The following is a 24,629-nucleotide window of genomic DNA, read 5'->3' on the forward strand; positions in this document are numbered from 1 at the left end:
ACAATCTGGAGCAGTTTGCCTGCTTTCCGACCACAAACGCTGGGAATGGGGGACCGGGATGTCGGCTCGCGTGCGGCGTCGTTGCGGATCATGGGGGGGCAGGGGCTCTCCGCTGGGCTCCCAAGCGCGCACCGGTGGGCCGCCAAGGCGCGTCCGATGGTAGACCGTGGGGAGAGCCCCAACAGGTGCCTGCCTGCCGTCTGGAGCGCGTACGCGGCACAACCGTTCCGATCGGGCGTTTGTGGCCGGGGTCCGCGCAGTGGACCCGCGCTGCGTCCACAGTTCCCGGCCGGCGAGGACGAGTTCGACGCGCATGCCTTTGTCCTGCCGTGTGGAGACACGGCAGGACGCGTTGGAGGTGTAACCGGATTCGCGGATCCAGCGCGCACGGTGGGCCAGATGCAATGGCCTGCGGGGTATGCGGCGTGCGCGGGCGCGTGCCTACTCGCTGAGCTTGCGGATCAGCTTGTCCCAGTCCTCGCGCAGCTTGCCGTCGGTTTCCATCAGGGTGCGGATCTGCCGGCAGGCGTGCAGCACGGTGGTGTGGTCGCGGCCGGCGAAGGCGTCGCCGATCTCCGGCAGGCTGTGCTCGGTCAGCTCCTTGGTCAGCGCCATCGCCATCTGCCGCGGGCGCGCCAGCGAGCGCGTGCGGCGCTTGCTCAGCAGGTCCTTGATCTGCAGCCCGTAGTAGTCGGCGACCACCTTCTGGATGTTGGGGATGCCGACCGAATGCTGCTGCGCGCGCAGCAGGTCGCGCAGGGTTTCCTGGGCGAATTCGACGCTGATCGCGCGGCCGGTGAAGTTGGCGCGCGCGGCCAGGGTGTTGAGCGCGCCCTCGAGGTCGCGCACGTTGCTGCGCATCTTCTTGGCCAGCAGGAACGCGACGTCCTCGGGGATGGCCAGACCGCGCTCACGCGCCTTGCTCAGCACGATCTGCGCGCGGGTCTCGAAGTCCGGCGGCTCGATCGCCACGCTCAGGCCCCAGGCCAGGCGCGACTTCAACCTGGGTTCGAGCCCTTCGACCTCGCGCGGGTAGCGGTCGCAGGTCAGGATGATCTGCTGCTTGCCGTCGAACAGCGCGTTGAAGGTGTGGAAGAACTCCTCCTGCGTGCGGTCCTTGCCGGCGAAGAACTGGATATCGTCCACCAGCAGCGCGTCGACCTGCTGGAACTGGCGCTTGAACGCGTCCATGGTCTTGTCCTGCAGCGCCTTCATCATGGCGCTGAAGAACTGTTCGCTGCGCAGGTACATCACCCGGAAGCCGGGGTTGTTGGCGCGCATGGCGTTGCCGGCGGCGAACATCAGGTGGGTCTTGCCCAGCCCGGTGCCGCCGTACAGCAGCAGCGGGTTGTGGGCGCGGTCGCCGGGCTTGATCGAGGCGTGGAACGCGGCGGCGCGGCCCATCTGGTTGCTGCGGCCCTCGACGAAGTTGTCAAAGGTGTAGTGGTTGTCCAGGTGGCCCTGGAACGGCTCGGCGGCCGGGGTGGGCGCGGCGGCGCGGGCGGCGGCCAGCGCGGCGGTGGGCGAGGGCGCGGCCGGCGCGCGCGGCAATGAACCCACTTCCAGCGCGACCTGGTCGCTGCCGGCGAAGTACGACAGCAGCTCGCGGATGCGCGGCAGGTAGCGGTCGCGCACGTGCTCGACCACGAAGGCGTTGGGGGCGTACAGCACGGTGAGGTCGTCGCGGCGGCTGGCCTGCAACGGCTTCAGCCAGGTGTGGACGTCTTCGACCGGGTATTCGGCTTCAAGGCGTTCGAGGCAGCGGGGCCAGGCGTCCATAGGTCAGGCGGGGTCAATCCGGTCAGGCAAAAGGCGGTCCGGCGCGAGGCTTGCGGCGTCGCGCAGCACGAGCGGTCGGGGGTGGATCAGACTACCACCCCCCACCCGCCGCTGCATCCGCCATGGTGCGGTCGCGGCTTCGCGCTAGACTGCGACGGCAAGCGGGGGATTGGATGATGCGGTGGACGGGGTGGGCCGTGCTGCTGCTGTGCGCGTGGCTGTGGGCCGCGCCGGCAGGGGCGCAGGCATTGCGGGTGGAACTGCTGCAGAGCGGGGGCGGGGCGGCATCGCCACCGCTTTCGGCATCGGTGCTGGACGTGGGCCGGATGGACGCGGCCGGGCGGGAACTGGTACTGCATCCCCCCTATCTGCAGGGCAGCTACTGGTTGCGGCTGACCACCGACCGCGGCATCGCGCCGTCCGAGGGGCGGGTCCTGGTGCTGGAAGGCGCCCACGCCATCGGCCCGGTGGTGTATTTCCCGCCCGCCGGCGCGGTGCGGGTAGTGCATGAGTCCGGCCGTGGCGGTTCCGGCCTGCTGCGCCGCGGCTGGGTGCTGGCCCTGCCCAACGGCTGGCCGACGGGCGCGGTGGCCTACCTGCGGGTGGGTGGTGCCTCGACCGAGGCGGTGCGCCTGCGCTTCTCCGACGTGTCCACCCTGGCGCTTGAACAGCGCGCCCAGGCCCGGTTCTTCACCGCCTCGTTCACCGCGCTGATGCTGATGGCGCTGGCCATGCTGGTGATCGGGCTGAACTTCAGCGAGCGCCTGTACCTGGGTTACGGAGCCTACCTGGTGTGCCTGGCGCTGTACCTGATGCTGCAATCGGGCGATGCGGCCGAGATGTGGGGCTTGGCGTGGCTGGACCGTACCGGCGTGCTAGGCCAGTGGGGCCTGGCCACCTTGGCGGTGATCACCCAGCTGGGGTTCACGCGGTTGTTCCTGGAGCTGCCGAAACGATTGCCCAACGGCGCCCGGGCGGTGCGCGCGCTGCAATGGATGCACGTCGCCCTGCTGGCCACGCTGCTGGTCGGTGGCCGACACGTGCAGGACTGGTATTACCTGGTCGGCAACACGCTGCTGGTGGCCAGCGTCCCGGTGGTGGTGGTGCTGGCCGTGTGGGCGTGGCGCAAGGGCGCCACCTATGCGGGCTATTACCTGCTGGGGTGGGGCCCGCTGCTGGCCATGGTCATGACCATGACGGGACACCTGCTGGGGCTCTTCAACGCGCCATGGGCCGAACAGCTGCTGCCGGCGACGGCGGTGCTGGAGTCCGGTGTGCTGGTGCTGGCCGTGAGCCGGCATGCGGCCAACCGCCACCGGCTGGCGGTGCTGGCGCGCGAGGCGGTGGAGCGCGACCCGCTGACCGGTGCGATGAACGCGCACGCGTTCCATGAGCTGCTCGCGAGTTGGCAGCATCCGGGTGCGTTGGGCAGCAGGCATTATGGGCTGCTGCTGATCGACCATGACGACCTGCGCCAGGTCAACGCACGTTACGGCCGGGCCGTCGGCGACGCGGTGCTGCAACAGGTGATGGGCCGGATCCGGGGCGTGTTGCGGCCGGACGACGTGGTGGCGCGCCTGGAAGCGGACAGTTTCGTCGTGGTGACCGAATGCAGCCGCTCGGACTGCGAACAGCTGGCTTACCGTCTGTCGGAAGTGGTTGGCAAGCGTCCGTTGCGCATTGATGGCCAGGCGATCCGGGTGACGGTCAGCATCGGGGTGGCGATGTCGCGCCCAGGTGATTCGGTGGCGGTGCTGCTGGCGCGTGCCGAGCGTGCGCTGCAGGGTGCGCGCATTGCCGGACACGGCGCGGTCGGCCACGAGCCGGCACGCCCGGCGGCCGAACCGGCCATGGAGTAGGATGCCGGTCCCCCCGCCGCAGGAGCCCGTCATGGCCGACACCCCCCGCAAGCCCAGTCGTGAAGAGGCCGAAGCCGCCATCCGCACGCTGCTCAGCTGGGCGGGCGACGACCCGGGGCGGGAGGGGTTGCTGGACACGCCCAAACGCGTGGTCGAGGCCTACGGCGACTGGTTCAGCGGTTACGGCGAGGATCCGGCCGAGTACCTGAAGCGCACCTTCGAGGAAGTCGAGGGTTACGACGAGATGATCGTGCTGCGTGACATCGAGTTCGAGAGCCACTGCGAGCACCACATGGCGCCGATCATCGGCAAGGCGCACGTGGGCTACCTGCCTGACGGCAAGGTGGTGGGCATCAGCAAGCTGGCGCGGGTGGTGGAGACCTATGCGCGGCGGTTGCAGGTGCAGGAGAAGATGACGGCGCAGATCGCGCAGGCGATCCAGGACGTGCTGCAGCCGCGTGGGGTGGCGGTGGTGGTCGAGGGTTCGCACGAGTGCATGACCACGCGCGGGGTGCACAAGCGCGGGGTGAGCATGATCACGTCGACGATGCTGGGGACGTTCCGCGAGGATGCGCGGACGCGGGCGGAGTTTTTGCGCTTTATTGATGTGGGGTCGGGGCGCTGAGTTCTGCGCTGACGTCAAGACCAGGCGGCGGGACGGCGCCGGGCTGCGTGGGGCATCGCTTCGACCCTCCGTCCGCGCATTCCTGCGCGGAGTCGGGCCGCGGGCCATCCATGGCCCGCTCTACGCGATACCCCACGCAGCCCGACGCCTGGTGACACGCGGCGTTGAGTCGGAAGTAGAGCGAGAAAGCGGCAAAGCGAGAAAGCGGCAAAGCGGCAAAGCGGCAAAGCGGCAAAGCGGCAAAGCGAGCTTCGGGAATATCGCGAGTTGCGGGAACCTGCTTCGGCGTGGTCATGCACATCGCTCGCGATGCCGGTTCGGTCAACGCAGAACCAGAAAGCCTCATGTGTGAGGCGAACAGTCTCGAAAGCGATGGTGTGAGCCGCACGTGAGAGGCTTTCTGACTCACGCACGACCCAGAAGGCCTGGGGCGCGAGTCAGAAAGCCCGGCGTTTGAGTCCGATTGCCTCATCGGTGGGGCAATAAGCGCCATGCATGGCACGAGCGGACGCATCGATGGCGAAAAAACCGCCATCCGTCACCGTTGCAGCGTGGCCGTTGGGCCTCAAAGTCTCACGAACGGCCCCGAGCGCTCCGTGGCCGTTAGGAAACGCGGTGCGAATCGCCCCAAAGCGGGCAAGCGGCGCGCCGGAACTCTCCGCTGACGAGTGGGGGTGGACAGTCGGGGTGTGGCGTAGAGCGGGCCATGCCCCGGCTGGCCGCCCCCACCCACCCGAAGCCGACCACGCTACCGCTTTAGGCTGCGGCATCAACCTTCGTGGATGACACCGACTCCACCACCGGCTGGCTGGCGAGGTAGCGCGTGATGCCCGCCGCGGCCTCGCGGCCTTCGAAGGTCGCGGTGACCACCAGGTCGGCGCCGCGCACGCAGTCGCCGCCGGCGAACAGGCGCGGGTGCGCGGTCTGGTAGGCGAACGCGTCGTGTTCGCCGTTGGTGACGATGCGGCCGTTGCCGGCCAGCGCGACGCCGTGGCGGGCCAGCCACTCCGGCGCGTCGGCCTGGAAGCCGAAGGCGATGATCACCACGTCGGCGTCGAGCACGGTCTCGCTGCCTTCGATGATCACCGCGTTGCGGCGGCCGTTGGCGTCGGGCGCGCCGAGCGTGGTTTCGCCCACCCGCACGCCGGTGACCGCGTCGTCGCCAAGCAGGGCCAGCGGCTGGCGGTTGAACAGGAAGGTCACGCCTTCCTCGCGGGCGTTGGCGACTTCGCGCGCGGAGCCGGGCATGTTGGCCTCGTCGCGACGGTAGGCGCAGGTGACCTGCGCGGCGCCGAGGCGGATCGCGCTGCGCACGCAGTCCATGCCGGTGTCGCCGCCGCCGAGCACGACCACGCGTTTGCCCTTCAGGTCGGGCAGGTCGATGCGGTCTTCCCAACCGGCGATTGGGCGGCTGGTGACGGTCGGGTCGACGCCTTCGTCGTGGTGGGTGACGGTGTGCACGACGCGGCCGTTCTGCACGAGGAAGGGCAGCGCAGGAAGTACGCCCGTGAGGTCCTGGCCGGGCAGGCCGCCGTCGGTGTAGCGGTAGCTGCCCAGGCCGAGGAACACCGCATCGAACTCGGCGAGGAGCTGGTCGATGGTGATGTCGCGGCCGACCTCGACGCCGAGGCGGAACTGCACGCCCATGCCTTCCAGCACCTCGCGGCGCAGGCTGACGATGGACTTGTCGAGCTTGAAGCTGGGGATGCCGAACTGCAGCAGGCCGCCGACGGCTTCGTAGCGGTCGAACACCACCGCGTCGATACCGGCGCGCGCCAGACGGTCGGCGCAGGCGAGGCCGGCGGGGCCGGCGCCGACCACGGCGACGCGGCGGCCGGTGCGCTGCACCTTGTCCAGGCCCGGACGCCAGCCTTCGGCCAGTGCGCGGTCAACAATGTATTTCTCCACCGCGCCGATGGTCACCGCTCCGAAGCCGTCGTTGAGCGTGCAGCTGCCTTCGCACAGGCGGTCCTGCGGGCAGACGCGGCCGCAGATCTCGGGCAGCGGGTTGGTCTCGTGGCACAGGTCGGCGGCTTCATGCACGCGGCCCTCGCGCGCCAGCTCCAGCCAGCGCGGGATGATGTTGTGCAGCGGGCACTTCCACGAGCAGTACGGGTTGCCGCAATCGAGGCAACGACCGGCCTGGTGCTTGGCCTCGGCCTCGTCGAAGCGGCCGTACAACTCGCCCCAGTCGCCGTCGCGGCGCAGCTGCAGCGGGATGCGCGTGGGCATCTCGCGTTGCACGTTGCGGAACTGGAAGATGTCCTTCTTGGGGGTGTCGTTCTTGCTCATGCGATTCCTCCCACGCGCGGGTGGGTGACGCGGCGTTGTCGATGCGGCATCGGGTGGCAACGGAGCGCGGCGCGGCGGGACGCGCACGCATGGCGGAGGGCGTGGCTCATGCGGCCCTCCGCAGGTTCTCGACCAGCGAGGCGAGGCTGGCGGCCTTGGGTTTGACCAGCCAGAACTTGCCCATGAAGTCGCGCATGTCGCTGAGCACGCGCAGCGCGTAGGCGCTGCCGGTGTGTGCGAGGTGCGCTTCGAGCAGGCCGCGCAGGTGCGCGCGGTGGTGTTCGAAGCCGTCGCCGGCGATGCGCAGGATGTCGACCAGTTCGTGGTTGTAGCGGTCGACGAAGTCGCGGTCGGTGTCGAGCACGTAGGCCATGCCGCCGGTGAAGCCGGCGCCGAAGTTCAGGCCGGTCCGGCCCAGCACCACCACCACGCCGCCGGTCATGTACTCGCAGCAGTGGTCGCCCGCGCCTTCCACCACCGCGGTGGCGCCGGAATTGCGCACCGCGAAGCGTTCGCCGGCGCGGCCGGCCGCGTACAGCTCGCCGCCGGTGGCACCGTACAGACAGGTGTTGCCGAGGATCGGCGACTCGTGCGCCGGCCAGCGCGCGCCCTGCGGCGGACGCAGCACGATGCGGCCGCCGGCCATGCCCTTGCCGACGTAGTCGTTGGCCTCGCCGATCAGTTCGAAGTTGAGGCCGTCGGCGTTGAACGCACCGAAGCTCTGCCCGGCGGTGCCGTTGAAGCGCAGGTGCAGCGCGGCGTCGGCCATGCCGTGGTTGCCGTGCAGCTTCGCCACGCGCCCGGACAGGCGCGCGCCGATGCTGCGGTCGGTGTTGCGGATGGCGTATTCGAAACGGCCGCCGCGCTTGTGGGTGATCGCGTCGCGCAGGTCGGTGTCGAGCTGCGCGGCCAGGCCGGTGGCCAGTTCGCGCGGCGCGGCGACGCCGCAGTGGCCGCCGTGCAGCAGGCCGTCGCTGGCCAGCAGCGGCGACAGGTCGAGGTGGCGCTGGCGCGGACCGGCCGCATCGTTGGACGCACCCTGCGACAGGCGCACGCCGCGCTGCTCCAGCAGATCGACGCGGCCGACGATCTCGCCCAGCGTGCGCACGCCCAGCTGCGCCAGCAGGCGGCGCACTTCCTCGGCCATCAGCCGGAAGAAGTTCTCCACGCGCTCGGGCAGGCCGGTGAAGTGGTCGCGGCGCAGCGCGTCGTCCTGGGTAGCGATGCCGGTGGCGCAGTTGTTGAGGTGGCAGATGCGCAGGTACTTGCAGCCCAGCGCGATCATCGGCGCGGTGCCGAAGCCGAAGGTCTCCGCGCCGAGCAGCGCGGCTTTGACCACGTCCAGGCCGCTCTTGAGCCCGCCGTCGGCCTGCACGATCACGCGGTCGCGCAGGTCGTTGGCCAGCAGCGCCTGCCGCGCTTCCGACAGGCCCAGTTCCCACGGCGTGCCGGCGTAGCGGATCGACGACAGCGGGCTCGCGCCGGTGCCGCCGTCGTGGCCGGAGATGGTGACGAGATCCGCGCCGGCCTTGGCCACGCCCGCGGCAATCGTGCCCACGCCCGCGTGCGAGACCAGCTTCACCGAGATCAGCGCCTGGGGGTTGACCTGCTTGAGGTCGTAGATCAGCTGCGCGAGGTCCTCGATCGAATAGATGTCGTGGTGCGGCGGCGGCGAGATCAGGCCGATGCCCGGCCGCGCGTAGCGCAGCTGCGCGATCATCGTGTTGACCTTGTGGCCGGGCAGCTGGCCGCCTTCGCCGGGCTTGGCGCCCTGCGCCATCTTGATCTGCAGCACCTCGGCGTTGACCAGGTACTCCGGGGTGACGCCGAAGCGGCCGGAGGCGATCTGCTTGATCTTCGACACCTTGTCGGTGCCATAGCGCACCGGGTCTTCGCCGCCTTCGCCGGAGTTGCTGCGTCCGCCCAGACGGTTCATCGCGATGGCGAGCGCTTCATGCGCTTCCGGCGACAGCGCGCCCAGGCTCATCGCCGCCGTGTCAAAGCGACGCACAATCGCTTCCACCGGTTCCACTTCGTCCAGCGCGAGGGGCGTGGCGGCGGTGCGCAGTTGAAGCAAATCCCGCATCGCCGCCGTCGGCCGCTCGTTGACCGCGGTGGCGTAGTGGTGCCAGTCGGCCCAGTCGCCGGTGTGCACCGCGCGCTGCAGGCGGGTGACCACGTCGGGGTTGAACAGGTGGTATTCGCCACCGGGCACGTAGCGCAGCAGGCCGCCGATCTCCGGTGGTGTGGTCGCATCCCACGCCTGCGAGGCGAGCAGTTCGGCGTCGGCCTGCAGCGCGTCGAAGCCGGCGCCGCCGATGCGCGCCGCGGTGCCGCCAAAGCACAGCTCGACCACGTCCTTGTCGAGACCGATGATCTCGAACAATTGGGCGCCGCGGTAGCTGCCGATGGTGCTGATGCCCATCTTGGAGATGATCTTGAGCAGGCCCTTCTTGATCGCGCGGCGGTAGCTGCGGCCGATCTCGGTGACTTCGCCGCTGGCGGTGTTGAGGATGCCGCGCGTGCCGAGGTCGTGCAGGGTCTGGTACGCGAGGTACGGGTACACCGCGGTGGCGCCGAAACCGATCAGGCAGGCGAAGTGGTGCGCATCGCGCGCGGTGCCGGTCTCGACGATCAGGTTGCTGTCGCAACGCAGCCCGGTGCGCACCAGGTGCTGGTGCACGGCGCCGGTGGCGAGCAGCGCATGCATCATCACGCTGCCGCGTTGCGGACGGCGATCGGTGAGGACCAGCAGCACGTGGCCTTCGCGTACGGCCGCTTCGGCCTCGGTGCAGAGGCGGCGCAGCGCGGCCTCCAGCCCTTCCTCGGGCCGGTAGTTGAGGTCGAGGTAGTGGTGCGAGCTGTCGTACGGCGCCATCGACAGCAGCTGCTTGACCTTGCGCTGGGCGAGGATCGGCGAGTTGAGCACCACGTGGTTGACGTTGCCCGGACCGTCGACGAACACGTTGCCCTCGCGGCCGATCTGCGTGGACAGCGACATCACGCAGTCCTCGCGCAATGGATCGATCGGCGGGTTGGTGACCTGCGCGAAGGCCTGGCGGAAGCAGTCGTACAACGGGCGCACGCGCTGGCTGAGCACCGCCATCGGCACGTCGTCGCCCATCGAGCCGGTGGCTTCCTGCTCGAGTTCGGCCATCGGCCGCAGCACCAGCTCGCGTTCCTCGCGGGTGAGCTGGAACAGCTTCTGGAAACCTTCCAGCGTCTCCGCGTCGAACGGGTCGGCGGTCAGGTTGGGGTCGATCAGCTCGGTCTGCAGGTGGGTGGTGCCCTGCTTGAGCCAGCGCTTGTACGGCGCGCGTGCGCGGTTGATCGCGTCGATGGCCTCGCTGTCGAGCAGTTCGCCGGAATACAGGTCGGCGGCGATCATCTCGCCCGGACCGAGCTTGCCCTTGGCCTCGATCTCCTCGGGCGGCAGTTCCCACACGCCCGCTTCGGAGGCGATGAGGAAATGGCGGTCGCGGGTGCGCAGCCAGCGCGCCGGGCGCAGGCCGTTGCGGTCGAGCGTGCACGCGGCGTAGCGCGCATCCAGGGTGACGATGCCGGCGGGGCCGTCCCACGGCTCGGTGTTGAGCGCGTAGTACTCGTAGAACGCAGCGAGGTCGGCGTCCTTGTATTCCAGCGACTGCGTGGCCGGCGGGATCAGGATGCGCATCGCCTTGAGCAGGTCCATGCCGCCGGCCTGCAGCAGCGCGAGCATGTCGTCCAGGCTCTGCGAGTCCGAGCCGCTGGTGGTGATCACCGGATCGAACTCGCGCAGGTCCAGCGCCGGGGTGCGCCACACGTGCGCGCGCGCCTGCGCCCAGGCACGGTTGCCGGCGATGGTGTTGATCTCGCCGTTGTGCGCCAGCAGGCGGAACGGTTGCGCCAGCGGCCACCGCGGCGTGGTGTTGGTGGAGAAGCGCTGGTGGAAGACGACGGCGCTGGCGGCCAGGTCGGCGCGCTGCAGGTCGGGGTAGAACTGCGCCAGGCGGTCGGGCAGCACCATGCCCTTGTAGCCGATGCTCGCCGCCGACAGGCTGACCACGTAGAAGTCGGCCAGGTCCTGCAGCTGCTGCTCGGCGCGGCGGCGGGCGAGGAACAGCGAGCGCTCGAAGCCGACCGCGTCGAAGCCGCCGGTCGGGGTGACGAACACCTGTTCGATGCGCGGCATCGACGCCTGCGCCAATGCGCCGCACGCGGACGGGTCCACCGGCACCTCGCGCCAGCCGGCGACCGCGAGCTTTTCGTCCTGCAGCAACACGGCGAGCGTGTCGCGTGCGCGCGCCGCTTCGTCCGCGTCGTGCGGCATGAACACCAGCCCGGACGCGAAGTGGCCGCGCACCGCGATGCCGCTTTCCTCGGCCAGCCGGCGCAGGAACGCGGTGGGCTGGCGCAGCAGCAGGCCGCAGCCGTCGCCGCTGAGGCCGTCACGGGCCACGCCACCGCGGTGGGTCATGCGCACCAGCGCCTCGATGCCGCGCTCGACGATGGCGCGGCTGGGCGTGTCGTCCAGGTGCGCGATCAGGCCGAAGCCGCACGCGTCGTGTTCGTCGCGCGGGTCGTACAGCGGCATGCGGGTGGCGGTGGACATGGCGGTTCCTCGGGTGACGTGTTCGCCATGAGGCGATCATGGCGATGGCACTGGAGCAGGGCACGCCCGTCCGTCGCGCCCGGGGTTTCGGCGCGACAGACCCAACGTGTCCGTGTATGACCCGAATAAAGCACAATTTGTGCAGCGCCGCAAATGCGTAAATAGTTGAATCTGAAATAGTTTCCGGCGCAACGACCCATGGCCCTTCGAGTGCCGCCAGCCGTGCGGGAAAGTGCGCTCCACGGGCCCACGCTAGACTGCGCGACCGCCCCGAGCCCCGCGAGTGTCCGTGACCGAATCCGTTGCTCCACGCGTGCGGAAGGCCGCGCTGGTGTTCATCTTCATCACCGTGCTGATCGACGTGCTGTCGTTCGGCGTGATCATCCCGGTGCTGCCGCACCTGATCGAACAGTTCGTCGGCGGCGACACCGCCAATGCCGCCTACTGGGTAGGCGTGTTCGGCACGGTGTTCGCCGCGGTGCAGTTCGTGTGTTCGCCGATCGAGGGCGCGCTGTCGGACCGCTTCGGCCGACGCAAGGTGATCCTGCTGTCGTGCCTGGGCCTGGGCATCGACTTCATCTTCATGGCGCTGGCCAACACGCTGCCGTGGCTGCTGGTGGGCCGCATCATCTCGGGCGTCACCTCGGCCAGCTTCAGCACCGCCAATGCGTACATCGCCGACGTCACGCCCCCGGAAAAGCGCGCCAAGAGCTTCGGCATGATCGGCGCCGCGTTCGGCCTGGGCTTCATCGTCGGCCCGCTGATCGGTGGCTGGCTGGGCGAGATCAACCTGCGCTGGCCATTCTGGTTCGCCGCCGGGCTGGCGCTGTGCAACTTCCTGTACGGCTGGTTCGTGCTGCCCGAATCGCTGCCGCCGGAGAAGCGCAGCGCGAAGTTCGACTGGTCGCATGCCAACCCGGTCGGCTCATTGCTGCTGCTCAAGCAGTACCCGCAGGTGTTCGGGCTGGCGGCGGTGGTGTTCATCGCCAACCTGGCGCACTACGTGTACCCGAGCGTGTTCGTGCTGTTCGCCGACTATCGCTTCGACTGGGGCCCGCGCGACGTGGCGTGGGTGCTGGCGGTGGTGGGCGTGTGCAGCGTGATCGTCAACGGTGCGCTGGTCGGGCGCGTGGTCAAGGCGTTCGGCGAACGGCGCGCGCTGCTGTTCGGGCTGTCGTGTGGCGTCATCGGGTTCCTCATCTACGGATTCGCCAGCGAGGGCTGGATGTTCTGGCTGGGCATCCCGGTCAGCGCGCTGTGGGCGCTGGCGTCGCCGTCGACACAGGCGCTGATCACCCGCCAGGTGGGCGCGCAGGTGCAGGGTCGGATCCAGGGTGCGCTGATGAGCCTGGTCAGCCTGGCGGGCATCATCGGCCCGACGTTGTTCGCGGGCAGTTTTGGCTACTTCATCGGCAAGAGCGCGCCGGTGCACCTGCCGAGCGCGCCGTGGTTCATTGCCGCGGCGTTGCTGGCATGCGCGGTCGCGCTGGCGTGGGTGTTCGCGAAGGTGCCGCCAGACGACGAACCGGGGGCTGCGCCGGGTGCATCCGCCACCTGACCAGCCGGCTTGATGGCGCGCATGCTTCCCCCGTGCGGCGGGCCTATTCGTCCTCGTCGTCGGGCAGCGCCTCGGCCGGCATCGGCAGGATCGCCCAGAACGGGCGGTCGTCCTCGGCCCAGCGGAACGCGGCTTCGTTGAGGATTTCCAGCAACGTGTCGAAGTCTTCCGGCGACGCGTCGCGCAGGTCGTTGGCGTGCTCGATCAGCAGCAGGTAGCCCACCGCCGGTTGCCACGACAGATCGCCCAGCACGTCGGCCAGCGCATCCCAGGTGCCGCCGAACCAGGTCGGCAGGCGCATCGCCGCGGCCAGCCGTTCCATCAGTTCGACCTTGTCCGGGCAGCCCGCCAGGTCGATGTGGTAGACGTGGTAATCCAGCGCTTCGCCGGCCTCGGCCATCGCCGCGCTGTCGCCCTCGGCGACGAAGTAGGCGCCGCTCTGCGCCGGGTCGGCGAGCACGTTGCGCAGGTCGGTGTCGTTCATCGTGCCGCTCCGTTCGGTTCGAAGCGGCGGAAGGTACGGTAGTGGTCGTCGGTGTACCAGTACTCCACCGGCGGATTGCCGCCGGTGACGATGCGCCGCGCGCCGCGGTCGTCGGAGCCGGGCGTGTCGACGGTGAACTCGTGGTAATAGCCGCGCGGCTGCGCCGGCAGGCGGCGTTCGCGGTTCTGGAACACGTTGCCGTCCTGCCGGTAGTGGTACGGGCCGCCGCGGGCGATGGCCTCCAGCACCGGATGCGCTTCGGGTGGAATGAACGCGGGATACGCGGCGGTGCCGGTGCGGCCGGTTGCGGCCGCGGGCTGCGGTGCGGTGTCGGCCGGCCCGGATGGCGTGCCCACGGGACCCGGCGCCTGCGGCGCGGGTTGTGTGGCCGGTTGCGATGCGGGTGCCGGTGGCGTCGTGTCCGGGTTGTCCACGCGCTTGGACCACGTCCACAACCCCAGCAACACGACGGCGGCCAACAGCCAGTGGTGGTGACGCATCGTCCTGCTCCCTGCAGCGGTGTGGCTGCAGTCTAAACCCACGGCAACCTGGCGGTGGCGGCTTGAGGGGGATCAAGCCCGCCGGTGTGCCGGCCGGTTACCGTAGTGCCAGAAGGAGCGTGCATCCATGTCCAGTCCCACCCCTCGCGTTTGCTGCGCAAGGCCCGGGCATCCTCCCATTGTGGTGCTGGCGGCGGCATTGGCCGTTGCATTGACCGCACCGGCACTGGCCGCGCCTCCGGCGGCGGCAACGCCCCCGGCACCGGCGACAACTTCGACAACGTCCGAGGCGACGTCCACGCCCAGGACAGCCGCAACGCCCAAGGCGACCGCAACATCCGCCGCCACCCAGGACGCCGCGGCGAAGGCGGTGATCGCGCCGGTTGCTGCACCGGCGACCGAACCCGCCACGCCCGCGCGCGAGGCCCCGACGCTGGCGCTCAAGCCCGGCGAGTACCTGTGGACGCCGGAACTGGCCCCGCAGGGCCCGGTGGTGATCGTGATCAGCCTGCCCGAGCAGATGGCCTACGTGTACCGCAACGGCGTGCGCATCGGCGCGTCCACGGTGAGCAGCGGCAAGAAGGGCTACGAGACACCGACCGGCGTGTTCACCATCCTGCAGAAACGCAAGGAGCACTACTCCAACCTGTATGACAACGCGCCGATGCCGTACATGCAGCGCCTGACGTGGGATGGCGTCGCGCTGCACGCCGGCCGCGTGCCCGGCTACCCGGCCTCGCACGGTTGCGTGCGCCTGCCGCTGGAGTTCTCGAAGAAGCTGTTCGACGTCACCTCGCATGGCATGACCGTGGTGGTGGCCAACGCCGCCTCGCACGCGCCGGACGTGGTTTCACCCGGCCTGTTCGCGCCGGTGGACGCCTCCACCGGTCACGCGCGCGCGACCGCGAAGGCCCTCCCGAAGGGCCAGTTCAGCTGGACGCCGGAGCGTGCCAGCGACGGGCCGATCACCCTGGTGTTCAGCACCCGCGACGAGGAAGTGGTGGTGATGCGCGGTGGCACCGAGATCGGCCGTGCCGCCGTGACCCTGACCGGCGATCCGCTGAGCGGCACCCATGCCTACGTGCTGCTGGACGGGCAGGGCGACGGGCCCAACACACTGGCGCCCGGCCGGCCGCCGCTGCGCTGGTTGCAGGTGGAGGTGCCCGGGGCCACGCCCGACCTGCACCAGGGCCTGCAGACGGCGATCCGCGGTGAGCGCCTGATGGTGCCCCCGGTGTTCAGCCAGCTGGTGTACGAAGCGCTGACGCCCGGCGCCACCATGGTGGTGACCGACGAGCCGCTGCAGGCGCGCGGCGCCAGTACCGGCCTGACCGTGATCCGTGGCCAGGACGATGCAGCGGACGCAGAAGACGATGCCGTGCAACCTGACCCGGCCGGTCAGCAAGCTGAACACCCTTGACGCGATCATCATGTAACCTCCCCGCATGACCAAATCCCCCCTGGCCCTGCTCATGGCAGTGCTGGCAGCGGGATGCGTCGCGCCTTCGGCAAGGACGTCCATCGCCGCGGCCATTCCGCCCGTCGCACCGCCACCGTCCACCGCGCCCGCGGTCGTCGCCCCTGCCGACGCCGGGCTCCCCGTCGTAGCCAGCGCCCCCGTCCAGCCCACGTTGCTGCAGCGGTTGGCCAAGGCTGCGCCGGAAGCCAATCCCGAAGTGCTGGCACTGGCACTGGAAGCCCGTACCTGCGCCGGCCGCGTGGGCACCGGCACCGACGCCACCCGGCTGGCGGTGATCGACTACTCGCGCCCGTCGACCGAGCGCCGGCTATGGGTGTTCGACCTGACCAAGGCAAGCCTGCTGTACGACGAACACGTGGCCCATGGCCGTGGCAGCGGCGAGAACCTGGCCACCGCGTTCTCCAACACCGACGGCAGCCACCAGACCAGCCTGGGCCTGTTCACCACCGCCGAAACCTACATGGGCGGCAACGGCTACTCGCTGCGCATGGACGGCCACGAGCCGGGCTGGAACGACAAGGCGCGCGACCGCCTGATCGTCATGCACGGCGCGCCGTACGTGAACCCGCGGCAGGCACACGTGCAGGGCCGGCTGGGGCGCAGCTTCGGCTGCCCGGCGGTGCGCCCGGAAGTGGCGCGGCCGATGATCGACACGCTCAAGCAGGGCCAGCTGGTCTTCGCCTATGCGAAGAACGACAAGTGGCTGAAAGGCTCGCGCTTCCTGGGATGTAACGGGGCCGCCGCCCTGGTGCGCGGCGGACGGCCCGACACCGGCATGGTCAACCGCACCGCAATCCTGTGATCGCCTCGCGTTCGTTGACGTCGATGTTGAGGCGTTCGGCGCGGTATTCCATCGTCACCACCTGACCGGGACGCAGCACGCGCGAGAGCTTGGCGCCGCTGTCACGGGTGGCGCGGTCCACCACGTCCTGCGTGGGTGCGCGGCCGATGGCCCAGCTGGCGGCCTGCGCGTTGCACACGCCCACCGGCGGGGCGTCCATCGGCGGCTCGGCGGGCATGGTGCTGCAGGCCACCATCGAGGCGAGCAGGACCGCCAGCGGAACCAGGGGCAGGCGGGTGTCGGCGGTGCGGGGTGAGGCCATGGCGGGGACTCCGGCGGGGCTTGCGGCGACAATGCGGGGGTGAGGGTGATCAGCATGTAAAGGCCGCGCCGTCGCACCGGCTGCGACCGACCGTGCCGTTGCTCGCGCCGACCCCGTCCCCCAGAGTGGAACGCACGCCGATGGACAAACCCCACGCCCCCGCCTGCGAGCGCAACCGCGACCCGATCCTGGCGGTGCTGCAGCCACGCCTGGCCGATGCCCGCCGCGTACTGGAGATCGGCAGCGGCACCGGCCAGCACGCCGTGCACTTCGCCGCAGCCATGCCGTGGCTGCAGTGGCAGTGCAGCGACCGCGCGGACAACCTGCCGGGCATCGCGCTGTGGCTGGATGACGCGGCGCTGGCCAACACCCCCGTCCCGCTGCAACTCGATGTCGCTGCAGGGCCGTGGCCCACGCAGACCTTCGATGCGGTGTTCAGCGCCAACACCCTGCACATCATGGGCTGGCCGGAGGTGCAGGCGTTCTTCGACGGCGTGGCGCGCGTGCTCGCGCCGGGCGGTGTGCTGGTGGTGTACGGCCCGTTCAACTACGACGGCAGGTACACCAGCGACAGCAACCGCGAGTTCGATGCGTGGCTGCAGGCGCGCGATCCGCGCTCGGCGATCCGCGACGCCGCCGCGGTGGATGCGTTGGCCGCGACCGTCGGCCTGGTGCTGGAAGAAGACCTGGCGATGCCCGCCAACAACCGCTGCCGGGTGTGGCGCAAGCTGCCGTGATGCCGACCGCGCGCTGAACGGCGTGGATGCGCCGTCAACGGCGATGCGGCTGTGGCGTTAACCGGTACATGCCCGGCACGTCGCCGGCGCCACCGAGGATCGCCACATGAACCGCACCACCCTGCTTGCCCTTGCCCTGACGGCCGCGACGGTGTCGGGCCTTGCCATCGCCCAGAACGCCACCGACGGCGCCCGCCCGCACCGCATGCACGGCGACCGCATGATGCAACTGGACACCGACAAGGACGGTCGCATCAGCCGCAAGGAAGCCGAGGCCCGCCCCGCGCTGGCGCAGCGCTTTGCCGAAATGGATGCCGACAAGGACGGCTTCCTTGACCAGAAGGACCGCCAGGCCCGCCACGCTGCGCGCAGCGACGAATGGTTCACCAAGGCCGACGCCAACCGCGACGGCAAGCTGACCCGCGCCGAGCTCGATGCCGCGCACGAAGTGCGTCGCGCCGAGATGGAAGCCCGCCGCAAGCAGCATGCCGACGAGCGCTTCGCGCAGATGGACACCAACAAGGATGGCGCCATCAGCCGCGAGGAGATGGCCAAGGCGCCGAAGATGGGCGGCCGTGGCGGTCGTCACCATGATGGCCAGCACCATGGCGGTCAGAAACACGATGGACAGAAGCACCACTGAGGCTGGGGCGCTCGCCCCGAGGGAGCGTGACCGCTCCCCGGGGCGATGCGTTGGCAGCCGCTCCGGGTTTGGAGGCATGGCGACCGTGCCAAGCGGCCCCGTGCCATCCGGCAGGCCGTCATCGGCACCGAATCGCCGTAGGCTGTAGCGGACGCCAAACGCGGCCGCCACCCACGGCGCACCGTGCGAGGCCATCCACTCAAGGAGGATTGCCGATGCGCCCGTTGTCACCTGCCACCTCGCTGCTCACCCTCGCCCTGGCCGCAACGATGGTTGGCAGCGGGTTTGCCGCCACGCCCGCGCCGACGTCGCGAATCAGTGTCCTCGCCCATGCCGCCGCTTCGACCGCGGCCCCGGCCACCGTGCCGGTGCCTGCTGCCGAAGCAAGCACGGTGCCCACGCCGGCCGCCGTCGCGCGCTACGCCGCACAGATGCTGGCAAAAACCTACGACCCCGCCGGCCCTGGCGCCGCGGTGCTGGTGACCCGCGGCGACCAGGTGCTGTACCGCGGTTCCATCGGCCGCGCCGACATGAGCGCCGCCAATCCGCTGACCGCCGACGCGATGTTCCGCATCGCCTCGGTCAGCAAGCAGTTCGCCGCGGCCGGCGTGCTGCGCCTGGTCGAGCAGGGCAAGGTCGCGCTCGACGACCCGCTTACCCGGTACCTGCCCGGCTATCCCAACGGTGATGCGGTCAGCGTGCGCCAACTGCTCAACCACACCTCCGGCATCCGCAGCTACACCGACATGCCCGGGATGATGGACGGCCCGATCCGCAAGGACGTCACCACGGCGCAGCTGATCGACGTGTTCAAGAACGAGAAGCCCGACTTCGCCCCGGGCGAGGGCTGGCGCTACAACAACTCCGGCTACGTGCTGGTGGGCGCGGTGATCGAAGCCGCCAGCGGCATGCCGTGGCACCGGTTTCTGCACCAGGAATTCTTCGCCCCGCTGGGGATGAGCCACACCGGCTATGGCCATGACCCCGCCATCGTCGCCCGCCAGGTGCATGGCTATGCGTGGGAAGGCGACAAGGTGGTCGATGCGCCGCCGATCAGCATGACCCAGCCGCATGCGGCCGGTGCGCTGGTGTCGTCGGTGGACGATCTGCAGAAGTGGAATCGCGCGCTGCACGAAGGCCGCCTGTTCAAGGACGCCACCTACACCGCGATGATCACGCCCGAAGGCAAGGCGGTGGACAACAAGTACGGCTACGGCATCACCACCGGCACCCTGCGTGGGCGGCCGATGTTGTCGCACGGCGGTGGCATCTTCGGCTTCTCCACCACGCTCAACTACCTGCCCGGCCCCGACATCGGCGTGGTGGTGCTGCAGAACGGCCAGGGCTCGCGCGGCGAGCACGAAGGCCCCAGCGAAATGGCGCGTCGCCTGGCCGCCTTCACCCTTGGCGATCCGTACCCCACGCCCTCGCCGATCGCCATCGACGCGGCCACGCTCAAGCAGTACGAAGGCGTGTACCGCATCGACGACAAGACCACCCGTACCCTGCGCGTGGTGGACGGCAAGCTCACCGGCCAGCGCACCGGCGGCCAACGCGCGGAGCTGACCTCGATTGCCCAGGACACCTTCCTGTACGAAGACGGCTTCAACCGCTTTGACGTGCTGCGCGACGCCACCGGCAAGATCACCTCGATGCGCTTCTACCCCGAGGGCGAAGGCCCGGGCACGGTGGTGGCATTGAGCAAGGAACCGCTACCGGCCGACCGCGCTTCGGTGCAGCTGCCGGCACCGGCCCTGCAACGCCTGGTGGGCCGCTACGAGTTCAACGGCATGCCGATGCTGATCACCGTGGCCGACGGCGCCCTGCACGCCCAGCTCGGCAGCCAGCCGGTGTTGCCGCTGCAGGCCGAATCCGCCGACCGCTTCTACCCCACCGTGGTGGACGCCACGTTGGAGTTCAGCCCGGCCAGCGGCATGCCGGAGACCGTGACCCTGCACCAGAACGGCCAGCAGATCGCGTTCAAGCGCAGCGCCAACTGACCCACCCAACACCGCGTCCCCATCCGGGGGCGCGGACCGCCCCCTCACCCCCTCAGGGCGCAGGGTCAAACTCACCCCGTGCCCACCCGAAGCGCGACCTTGGCACCTTGCGCCCGCCCTCACCCGTAAAATGGCGGACCGCACCCCCGGCCGCCGCAAATGCTCCGCATCACCGACCTCAAGCTGCCCCTCGACCATCCGCCCGAGGCGCTGGAAGCGGCAGTGCGCGCGCGGCTGGGCCTGCGCGCCGACGAGCCGGCGAGCGTGCACGTGTTCCGCCGCGGCCACGACGCGCGCAAGCGCGGCGACATCCAGCTGATCTACACCCTCGACGTCGACACTCCCCGCGCAGCCGAGTTGCTGGCGCGCGAACACGCCGCTGCAGACAGTGCCCCAAGCGGGGTATCCGGCGCTGCACCGGGCGCCTCGGCCCGCAAAGGCGAGTCGAAGGGCCAACCCAAACTCGGTCCCACCCCCGACACCACCTACAAACTCGTCACCCACGCCCCCGACGGGCTGACGGAGCGTCCCATCGTGGTCGGCTTCGGCCCCTGCGGCCTGTTCGCCGCGCTGCTGCTGGCGCAGATGGGCTTCCGCCCGATCGTGCTGGAGCGCGGCAAGGCCGTGCGCGAACGCACCCAGGACACCTGGGGCCTGTGGCGCAAGCGCGAGCTGACGCCCGAATCCAACGTGCAGTTTGGCGAAGGCGGCGCCGGCACCTTCTCCGACGGCAAGCTGTACAGCCAGATCAGCGACAAGGAACACCGCGGGCGCAAGGTGCTGCGCGAGTTCGTGCTGGCCGGCGCGCCGGAGGAGATCGAATACGTCAGCAAGCCGCACATCGGCACCTTCCGCCTGGTGTCGATGATCCAGTCGATGCGCGAAGAGATCCTCCGCCTGGGCGGCGAGATCCGCTTCTCCGCGCGCGTGGACGACCTGCTGGTGGAGACTGACGCCGAAGGCGTGCGCCACGTGCGCGGCGTGAAACTGTCCGACGGCAGCGAACTGCACAGCGGCCACGTGGTGATGGCGCTGGGCCACAGCGCGCGCGACAGCTTCGAGATGTTGCACGCCCGCGGCGTGCACATGGAGGCCAAGCCGTTCTCGGTCGGCTTCCGCATCGAGCACCCGCAGTCGCTGATCGACCGAGCGCGCTTCGGCCCGCAGGCCGGGCATCCGCTGCTGGGCGCGGCCGACTACAAGCTGGTGCACCACGCCAGGAACGGGCGCGCGGTGTACAGCTTCTGCATGTGCCCCGGCGGCACGGTGGTGGCCGCGACCAGCGAACCGGGCCGGGTGGTGACCAACGGCATGAGCCAGTATTCGCGCAACGAGCGCAATGCCAACGCCGGCATCGTGGTCGGCATCGAACCGGCGGACTTCGCCGAGTACGACAACAGCGGCTCGCCGCTGGCGGGCGTGGCGCTGCAGCGGCACTTCGAATCGCTGGCGTATGAGCTGGGTGGACGCACCTACGATGCGCCGGGCCAGCTGGTCGGCGACTTCATCGCCAACCGTGCATCCACCGCGTTCGGCGAGGTGCAGCCGTCGTACAAGCCCGGCGTGCACCTGACCAACCTCGAGACCGCGCTGCCGCGCTACGCCATCGACGCGATCCGCGAGGCGTTGCCGGCATTCGGGAAGCAGATCAAGGGCTTCGACCGCGCCGATGCGGTGCTGACCGGCGTGGAGACACGCACTTCGTCACCAGTACGAATCACCCGCGGTGAAGATCTGCAGAGCCTCAACACCCGCGGCCTGTATCCGGCCGGCGAAGGCGCCGGCTATGCCGGCGGCATCCTCTCGGCGGGCGTGGACGGCATCCGCGTGGCCGAGGCGGTGGCGCGCGCGATCATGGCGCCGCGCTGACGGTCGCCGCCGCTGCCGGCGATGCGACCACGGCGGGCAGCGTGACCGCCGCCGGCCGCCCCAGCAGGTAGCCCTGGCCGAACTCGCACCCCAGGGCCAGCAGGGCCTGGCGCTGCGACTCGGTCTCGATGCCTTCGGCGATGACGTCCATGCCCAGCGCGCCGGCCAGCGCCAACACCGAGGCGACCACCGAGACGATGTTCTCCTTGCCCGGCTGGCCAAGTTCGGCGACGAAACTGCGATCGATCTTGAGTACGCGCAGCGGGAACGTGTGCAGGTAACTGAGCGCGGAGTAGCCGGTACCGAAGTCGTCCAGCGCGGTGCGCACGCCGGCCGACTGCAGCCGCGCCAGGATGTCGCGCACGTGGTCGCTGTTGTCCAGCAGCGAGCCTTCGGTCACCTCGGTCAGCAACCGCGCGGGCGGCAACCCGGTGCGCGCCAGCACGTCGAGCAGGCGCCGGTCGAAATGCGCGTCGCGGAAGTGGCGCGGCGAGACGTTGATGGTGAGGTAGGTATCGCCCGGTTGCTGCGCGGCCAGGTGGCAGCTGAGTTCGAACATGCGCCAATCGATGGCGTCGATCGCGCCGCTGTCCTCGGCCACGGACAGGAAGCTGTCCGGGGCCAGCACGCCGCGGGTGGGGTGGCGCCAACGCAGCAGCGCCTCGTGGCCCACGACCTCGCCGGTGGACAGGCGCACGATCGGCTGGAAGAACGGCTCGAAGTGGTCGTTGTGCAGGGCCTCGTGCAGCTCCGCCTCGACCGTGAGCACGTCCGTGGTGCGGTGCTTGAGCGAGTCGTCGAACAGCGCGTACTGCTTGCGGCCCAGGGCCTTGGCCCGGTACAGCGCCAGGTCGGCGTCGCGCAGCAGTTCGCTTGCATTGTGGTAACCATCGCCGGCCACCGCGATGCCGATGCTGGCCGACGGCGACAGCGTCTTGCCACCGATCTGCAGCGGCTCGGACAGCAGTTCGAGCAGTCGCTTGGCCACCCGCACCGCCACCTCGGGCGTGGCGATGTCGACCAGCAGGATCGCGAACTCGTCGCCGGCCAGGCGCGCGACCACGTCCGGTTCGCGCACACAGCGCACCATGCGCCGCGATACCTGCTGCAGGAACTCATCGCCGCCGCTGTGGCCGAGGCTGTCGTTGATGACCTTGAAGCGGTCCACGTCCAGGTACAGCAGCGCACAGCGCGGCCCATCCTGCTCGTGCATGTCCTCCAGCGCGCGCTCCAGCCGCTGCTGCAGCACGCCGCGGTTGGGCAGGCCGGTCAGCGCGTCGTGCTGCACCTCGTGTTCCAGCTGGCGCTGGATGCGTTCGCGCTCGCCGATCTCGCGACGCAGCTCGCGGGTACGCTCCTGCACCCGGTCTTCCAGTTGCGCGTAGGCCTGCTCGCGGATCCGGGTGGCCCGGCGACGATTGAGCACGCTGGCAATCTGCGAGGCGACGAACTCCAGCAACTCCTGGTCGGTGGTGCCGTAGCCCACCGCCCCGTCGTAGCTGCGCACCGCGACCACGCCGCCGATTTCATCGCCAAAGCGCAGTGGCACGCCCAACCACGACACCGGCACCGGGCCAATCAGCGCAAGGTCCAGCTGCCTGCGGCGGTGCAGGTCGAAGATGTCGCTGGTGGCCAGCAGCTGCGGCTGGCCCTGGCGCATCACGTACTCGGTCAGGCCCTGGCCCGGGATCCGCGGCTCCGGAACCGCGTCCAGCTCGTCGGCGAAATACGCGAACTGCAGCGTGCGCCGTTCGTCGTCCAGCAGCGCGATGAAGAAGTTGCGCGCCTCGATCAGCTGCCACACCACCTCGTGGATGCGGTAGTAGAACGCGCGCTCGTCCAGGTCCGCGTTGGCCAGATCGGCGATCTGGAACAAAGCGGCCTGCAGGCGCTCGGCGCGCTGGCGCTCGACGATCTCCTGCTGCAGGCCACGGTTGGCCTCGGCCAACTCCACGGTGCGCAGGCGCACGTTGTGCTCCAGCGCCTCGGTGCTGCGTCGCCGGTCCAGTGCGGTCAGCAGGTGGCTGCCCACGAACGCCAGCAGCGCCTGGTCCTCGCCGGTGTACGACATGCCGGGCTCATAGCTCTGCACCACCAGTGCGCCGCGCACCTGGCCGTCGCCCAGCAGCGGTACGCCCAGCCAGTCGAACGCGTCGGTGCCGATCCGTCGCACCGGTCCCTCCAACTGGCGATGGATCTGGTCGGTGGCGCCGCGCAGGGCCATGCCCTTGCGGATCACGTACCAGGTCAGCGAGTGCTCGATCTCATCCAGCGCGAATTGCTCGCCCGGCGCCGGGGCCGGATCCTTGACGTCGACGAAGTACAGCAGCTGGGCGGCATCGCTGGCCTCGTCGTACAGCACGATGAACAGGTTCTCGGCGTACATCAGCGTGCCGACGATGGCATGGATGCCGCGTAGCAGCTCGGGCATGTCACGGCCGGAACCGGCCAGGTCGGAGATGGCGAACAACGCGCGCTGCAACTGCTCGGAGTGCTCCAGGCGGACCACCGAGTTCTCCAGTTCCATGACCCGGAGCAGGCCCCGCAGGCATTGGTCGATGGCGCCGGGCAGGGCGCCCAGTGCGGCGATCACGGCCCCGGTGCCCTCGGGGTCTTCGGGGTCCTCCAGTCGAAGGAGCAGCACGGCGCCGCTGTGGGGAAGCGGTATGCCCAGCCACGTCCCGTCGGTGGAGCGCCTGGGATGCTGGTCCTGCCACGCCTGCCACGCGACGGTTTCCGGCTTGTCGGCGTCGTGGAGACCGCCTGTTCCACTGGCTGCCGGTTTCAACACCACGCGTGCGTCCGCGACGCCGGGCGTGGCGTGTGCCAGCCGCCGCGCCACGGCAATGCCCTCGCCCAGGTTGCGGACCTCAAGCAGCTCACTGATACGTGAGATACCGAGGTCGGCGATTGGCGGCAGCGATGCGGCGTGGTCGGACGGCATGGTCGGATCGGTGGGTCAGGAGGGCGGGGAGTACCCCGTATCTGAATCCTAACGGCGGCTTTCCATGAAACTTCAGCACGGGATGTGAGCCAATTTCTCGCCCACGGCCGCCCGGTGGCGCGGGACATCCTCGGCTGACGGCAAGGCACGGCGTCCGCCTAACGT

At 69.7% G+C, this 24,629-nt stretch carries 16 protein-coding genes; 9 read left to right on the top strand and 7 right to left on the bottom strand.

The genetic code is table 11. The features are described from left to right. Positions 1 to 441: 441 nt before the first annotated feature. Positions 442 to 1,779 (bottom strand): chromosomal replication initiator protein DnaA, encoded by a 1,338-nt coding sequence (gene dnaA, locus IP93_RS03165; protein ID WP_144811892.1) that lies wholly within the window; start codon positions 1,777 to 1,779, stop codon positions 442 to 444. Positions 1,780 to 1,955: 176 nt separating this feature from the next. Between dnaA and IP93_RS03170 the strand changes: the two genes are divergently transcribed. Continuing rightward, positions 1,956 to 3,638, top strand: coding sequence for a sensor domain-containing diguanylate cyclase (locus IP93_RS03170; RefSeq protein WP_158636258.1), 1,683 nt, complete (start codon positions 1,956 to 1,958; stop codon positions 3,636 to 3,638). Positions 3,639 to 3,669: 31 nt separating this feature from the next. Next, positions 3,670 to 4,263 carry a GTP cyclohydrolase I FolE gene (folE, locus tag IP93_RS03175; RefSeq protein WP_199747074.1) on the top strand — a complete coding sequence of 198 codons (594 nt, stop codon included), beginning with the start codon at positions 3,670 to 3,672 and terminating at the stop codon, positions 4,261 to 4,263. Between the two features lie 756 nt (positions 4,264 to 5,019). Here folE and IP93_RS03185 read toward each other — a convergent pair. Then, the gene (locus tag IP93_RS03185) at positions 5,020 to 6,555 is read right to left on the bottom strand and encodes an FAD-dependent oxidoreductase (RefSeq protein WP_144811902.1); all 1,536 of its coding nucleotides are present in this window, start codon (positions 6,553 to 6,555) and stop codon (positions 5,020 to 5,022) included. A gap of 106 nt (positions 6,556 to 6,661) precedes the next feature. Then, the gene (gene gltB, locus IP93_RS03190; protein WP_144811905.1) at positions 6,662 to 11,146 is read right to left on the bottom strand and encodes a glutamate synthase large subunit; all 4,485 of its coding nucleotides are present in this window, start codon (positions 11,144 to 11,146) and stop codon (positions 6,662 to 6,664) included. A gap of 283 nt (positions 11,147 to 11,429) precedes the next feature. Between gltB and IP93_RS03195 the strand changes: the two genes are divergently transcribed. Next, entirely contained in the window at positions 11,430 to 12,704 is a 1,275-nt protein-coding gene (locus tag IP93_RS03195; protein ID WP_144811908.1) for a TCR/Tet family MFS transporter, read from the top strand. A gap of 43 nt (positions 12,705 to 12,747) precedes the next feature. On the opposite strand, the gene IP93_RS03200 is transcribed toward IP93_RS03195, so the two are convergent. Together IP93_RS03200 and IP93_RS03205 are read right to left on the bottom strand one after the other, a co-directional pair. Continuing rightward, complete coding sequence (locus tag IP93_RS03200) at positions 12,748 to 13,188, bottom strand: barstar family protein (protein WP_144811910.1); 441 nt, start codon at positions 13,186 to 13,188, stop codon at positions 12,748 to 12,750. Next, the gene (locus IP93_RS03205; RefSeq protein ID WP_144811913.1) at positions 13,185 to 13,688 is read right to left on the bottom strand and encodes a ribonuclease domain-containing protein; all 504 of its coding nucleotides are present in this window, start codon (positions 13,686 to 13,688) and stop codon (positions 13,185 to 13,187) included. The genes IP93_RS03200 and IP93_RS03205 overlap by 4 nt, the downstream gene beginning before the upstream one ends. Before the next feature lie 127 nt (positions 13,689 to 13,815). Between IP93_RS03205 and IP93_RS03210 the strand changes: the two genes are divergently transcribed. Beyond that, the gene (locus IP93_RS03210; RefSeq protein WP_144811916.1) at positions 13,816 to 15,108 is read left to right on the top strand and encodes a L,D-transpeptidase; all 1,293 of its coding nucleotides are present in this window, start codon (positions 13,816 to 13,818) and stop codon (positions 15,106 to 15,108) included. Positions 15,109 to 15,133: 25 nt separating this feature from the next. Next, a complete protein-coding gene (locus tag IP93_RS03215; protein ID WP_338419400.1) occupies positions 15,134 to 15,970 on the top strand; it encodes a murein L,D-transpeptidase catalytic domain family protein in 837 nt (278 codons plus the stop codon). Here the strand turns inward: IP93_RS03215 and IP93_RS03220 are convergent. Further along, complete coding sequence (locus tag IP93_RS03220) at positions 15,948 to 16,271, bottom strand: I78 family peptidase inhibitor (protein ID WP_144811918.1); 324 nt, start codon at positions 16,269 to 16,271, stop codon at positions 15,948 to 15,950. The genes IP93_RS03215 and IP93_RS03220 overlap by 23 nt on opposite strands. 140 nt (positions 16,272 to 16,411) lie before the next feature. Between IP93_RS03220 and IP93_RS03225 the strand changes: the two genes are divergently transcribed. The 4 genes from IP93_RS03225 to IP93_RS03240 all read left to right on the top strand — a co-directional run bounded on the left by IP93_RS03225 (position 16,412) and on the right by IP93_RS03240 (position 21,520). Then, positions 16,412 to 17,008 carry a DUF938 domain-containing protein gene (locus tag IP93_RS03225; RefSeq protein WP_144811921.1) on the top strand — a complete coding sequence of 199 codons (597 nt, stop codon included), beginning with the start codon at positions 16,412 to 16,414 and terminating at the stop codon, positions 17,006 to 17,008. A 106-nt stretch (positions 17,009 to 17,114) separates the two neighbouring features. After that, complete coding sequence (locus IP93_RS03230; RefSeq protein ID WP_144811924.1) at positions 17,115 to 17,651, top strand: EF-hand domain-containing protein; 537 nt, start codon at positions 17,115 to 17,117, stop codon at positions 17,649 to 17,651. Positions 17,652 to 17,866: 215 nt separating this feature from the next. Beyond that, positions 17,867 to 19,651, top strand: a complete 1,785-nt coding sequence (locus tag IP93_RS03235) for a serine hydrolase (RefSeq protein WP_144811927.1) — start codon at positions 17,867 to 17,869, stop codon at positions 19,649 to 19,651. 159 nt (positions 19,652 to 19,810) lie between these two features. Then, positions 19,811 to 21,520: an NAD(P)/FAD-dependent oxidoreductase gene (locus IP93_RS03240; RefSeq protein WP_144811930.1), complete on the top strand. Its 1,710-nt coding sequence runs from the start codon at positions 19,811 to 19,813 to the stop codon at positions 21,518 to 21,520. On the opposite strand, the gene IP93_RS03245 is transcribed toward IP93_RS03240, so the two are convergent. Next, on the bottom strand, positions 21,504 to 24,464 hold the full coding sequence (locus tag IP93_RS03245; RefSeq protein ID WP_144811933.1) for a GGDEF domain-containing protein: 2,961 nt from the start codon (positions 24,462 to 24,464) through the stop codon (positions 21,504 to 21,506). The genes IP93_RS03240 and IP93_RS03245 overlap by 17 nt on opposite strands. Positions 24,465 to 24,629: the final 165 nt, after the last annotated feature.

This window comes from Aerolutibacter ruishenii (assembly GCF_007830115.1).
Taxonomy (GTDB): Bacteria; Pseudomonadota; Gammaproteobacteria; order Xanthomonadales; family Xanthomonadaceae; genus Aerolutibacter; species Aerolutibacter ruishenii.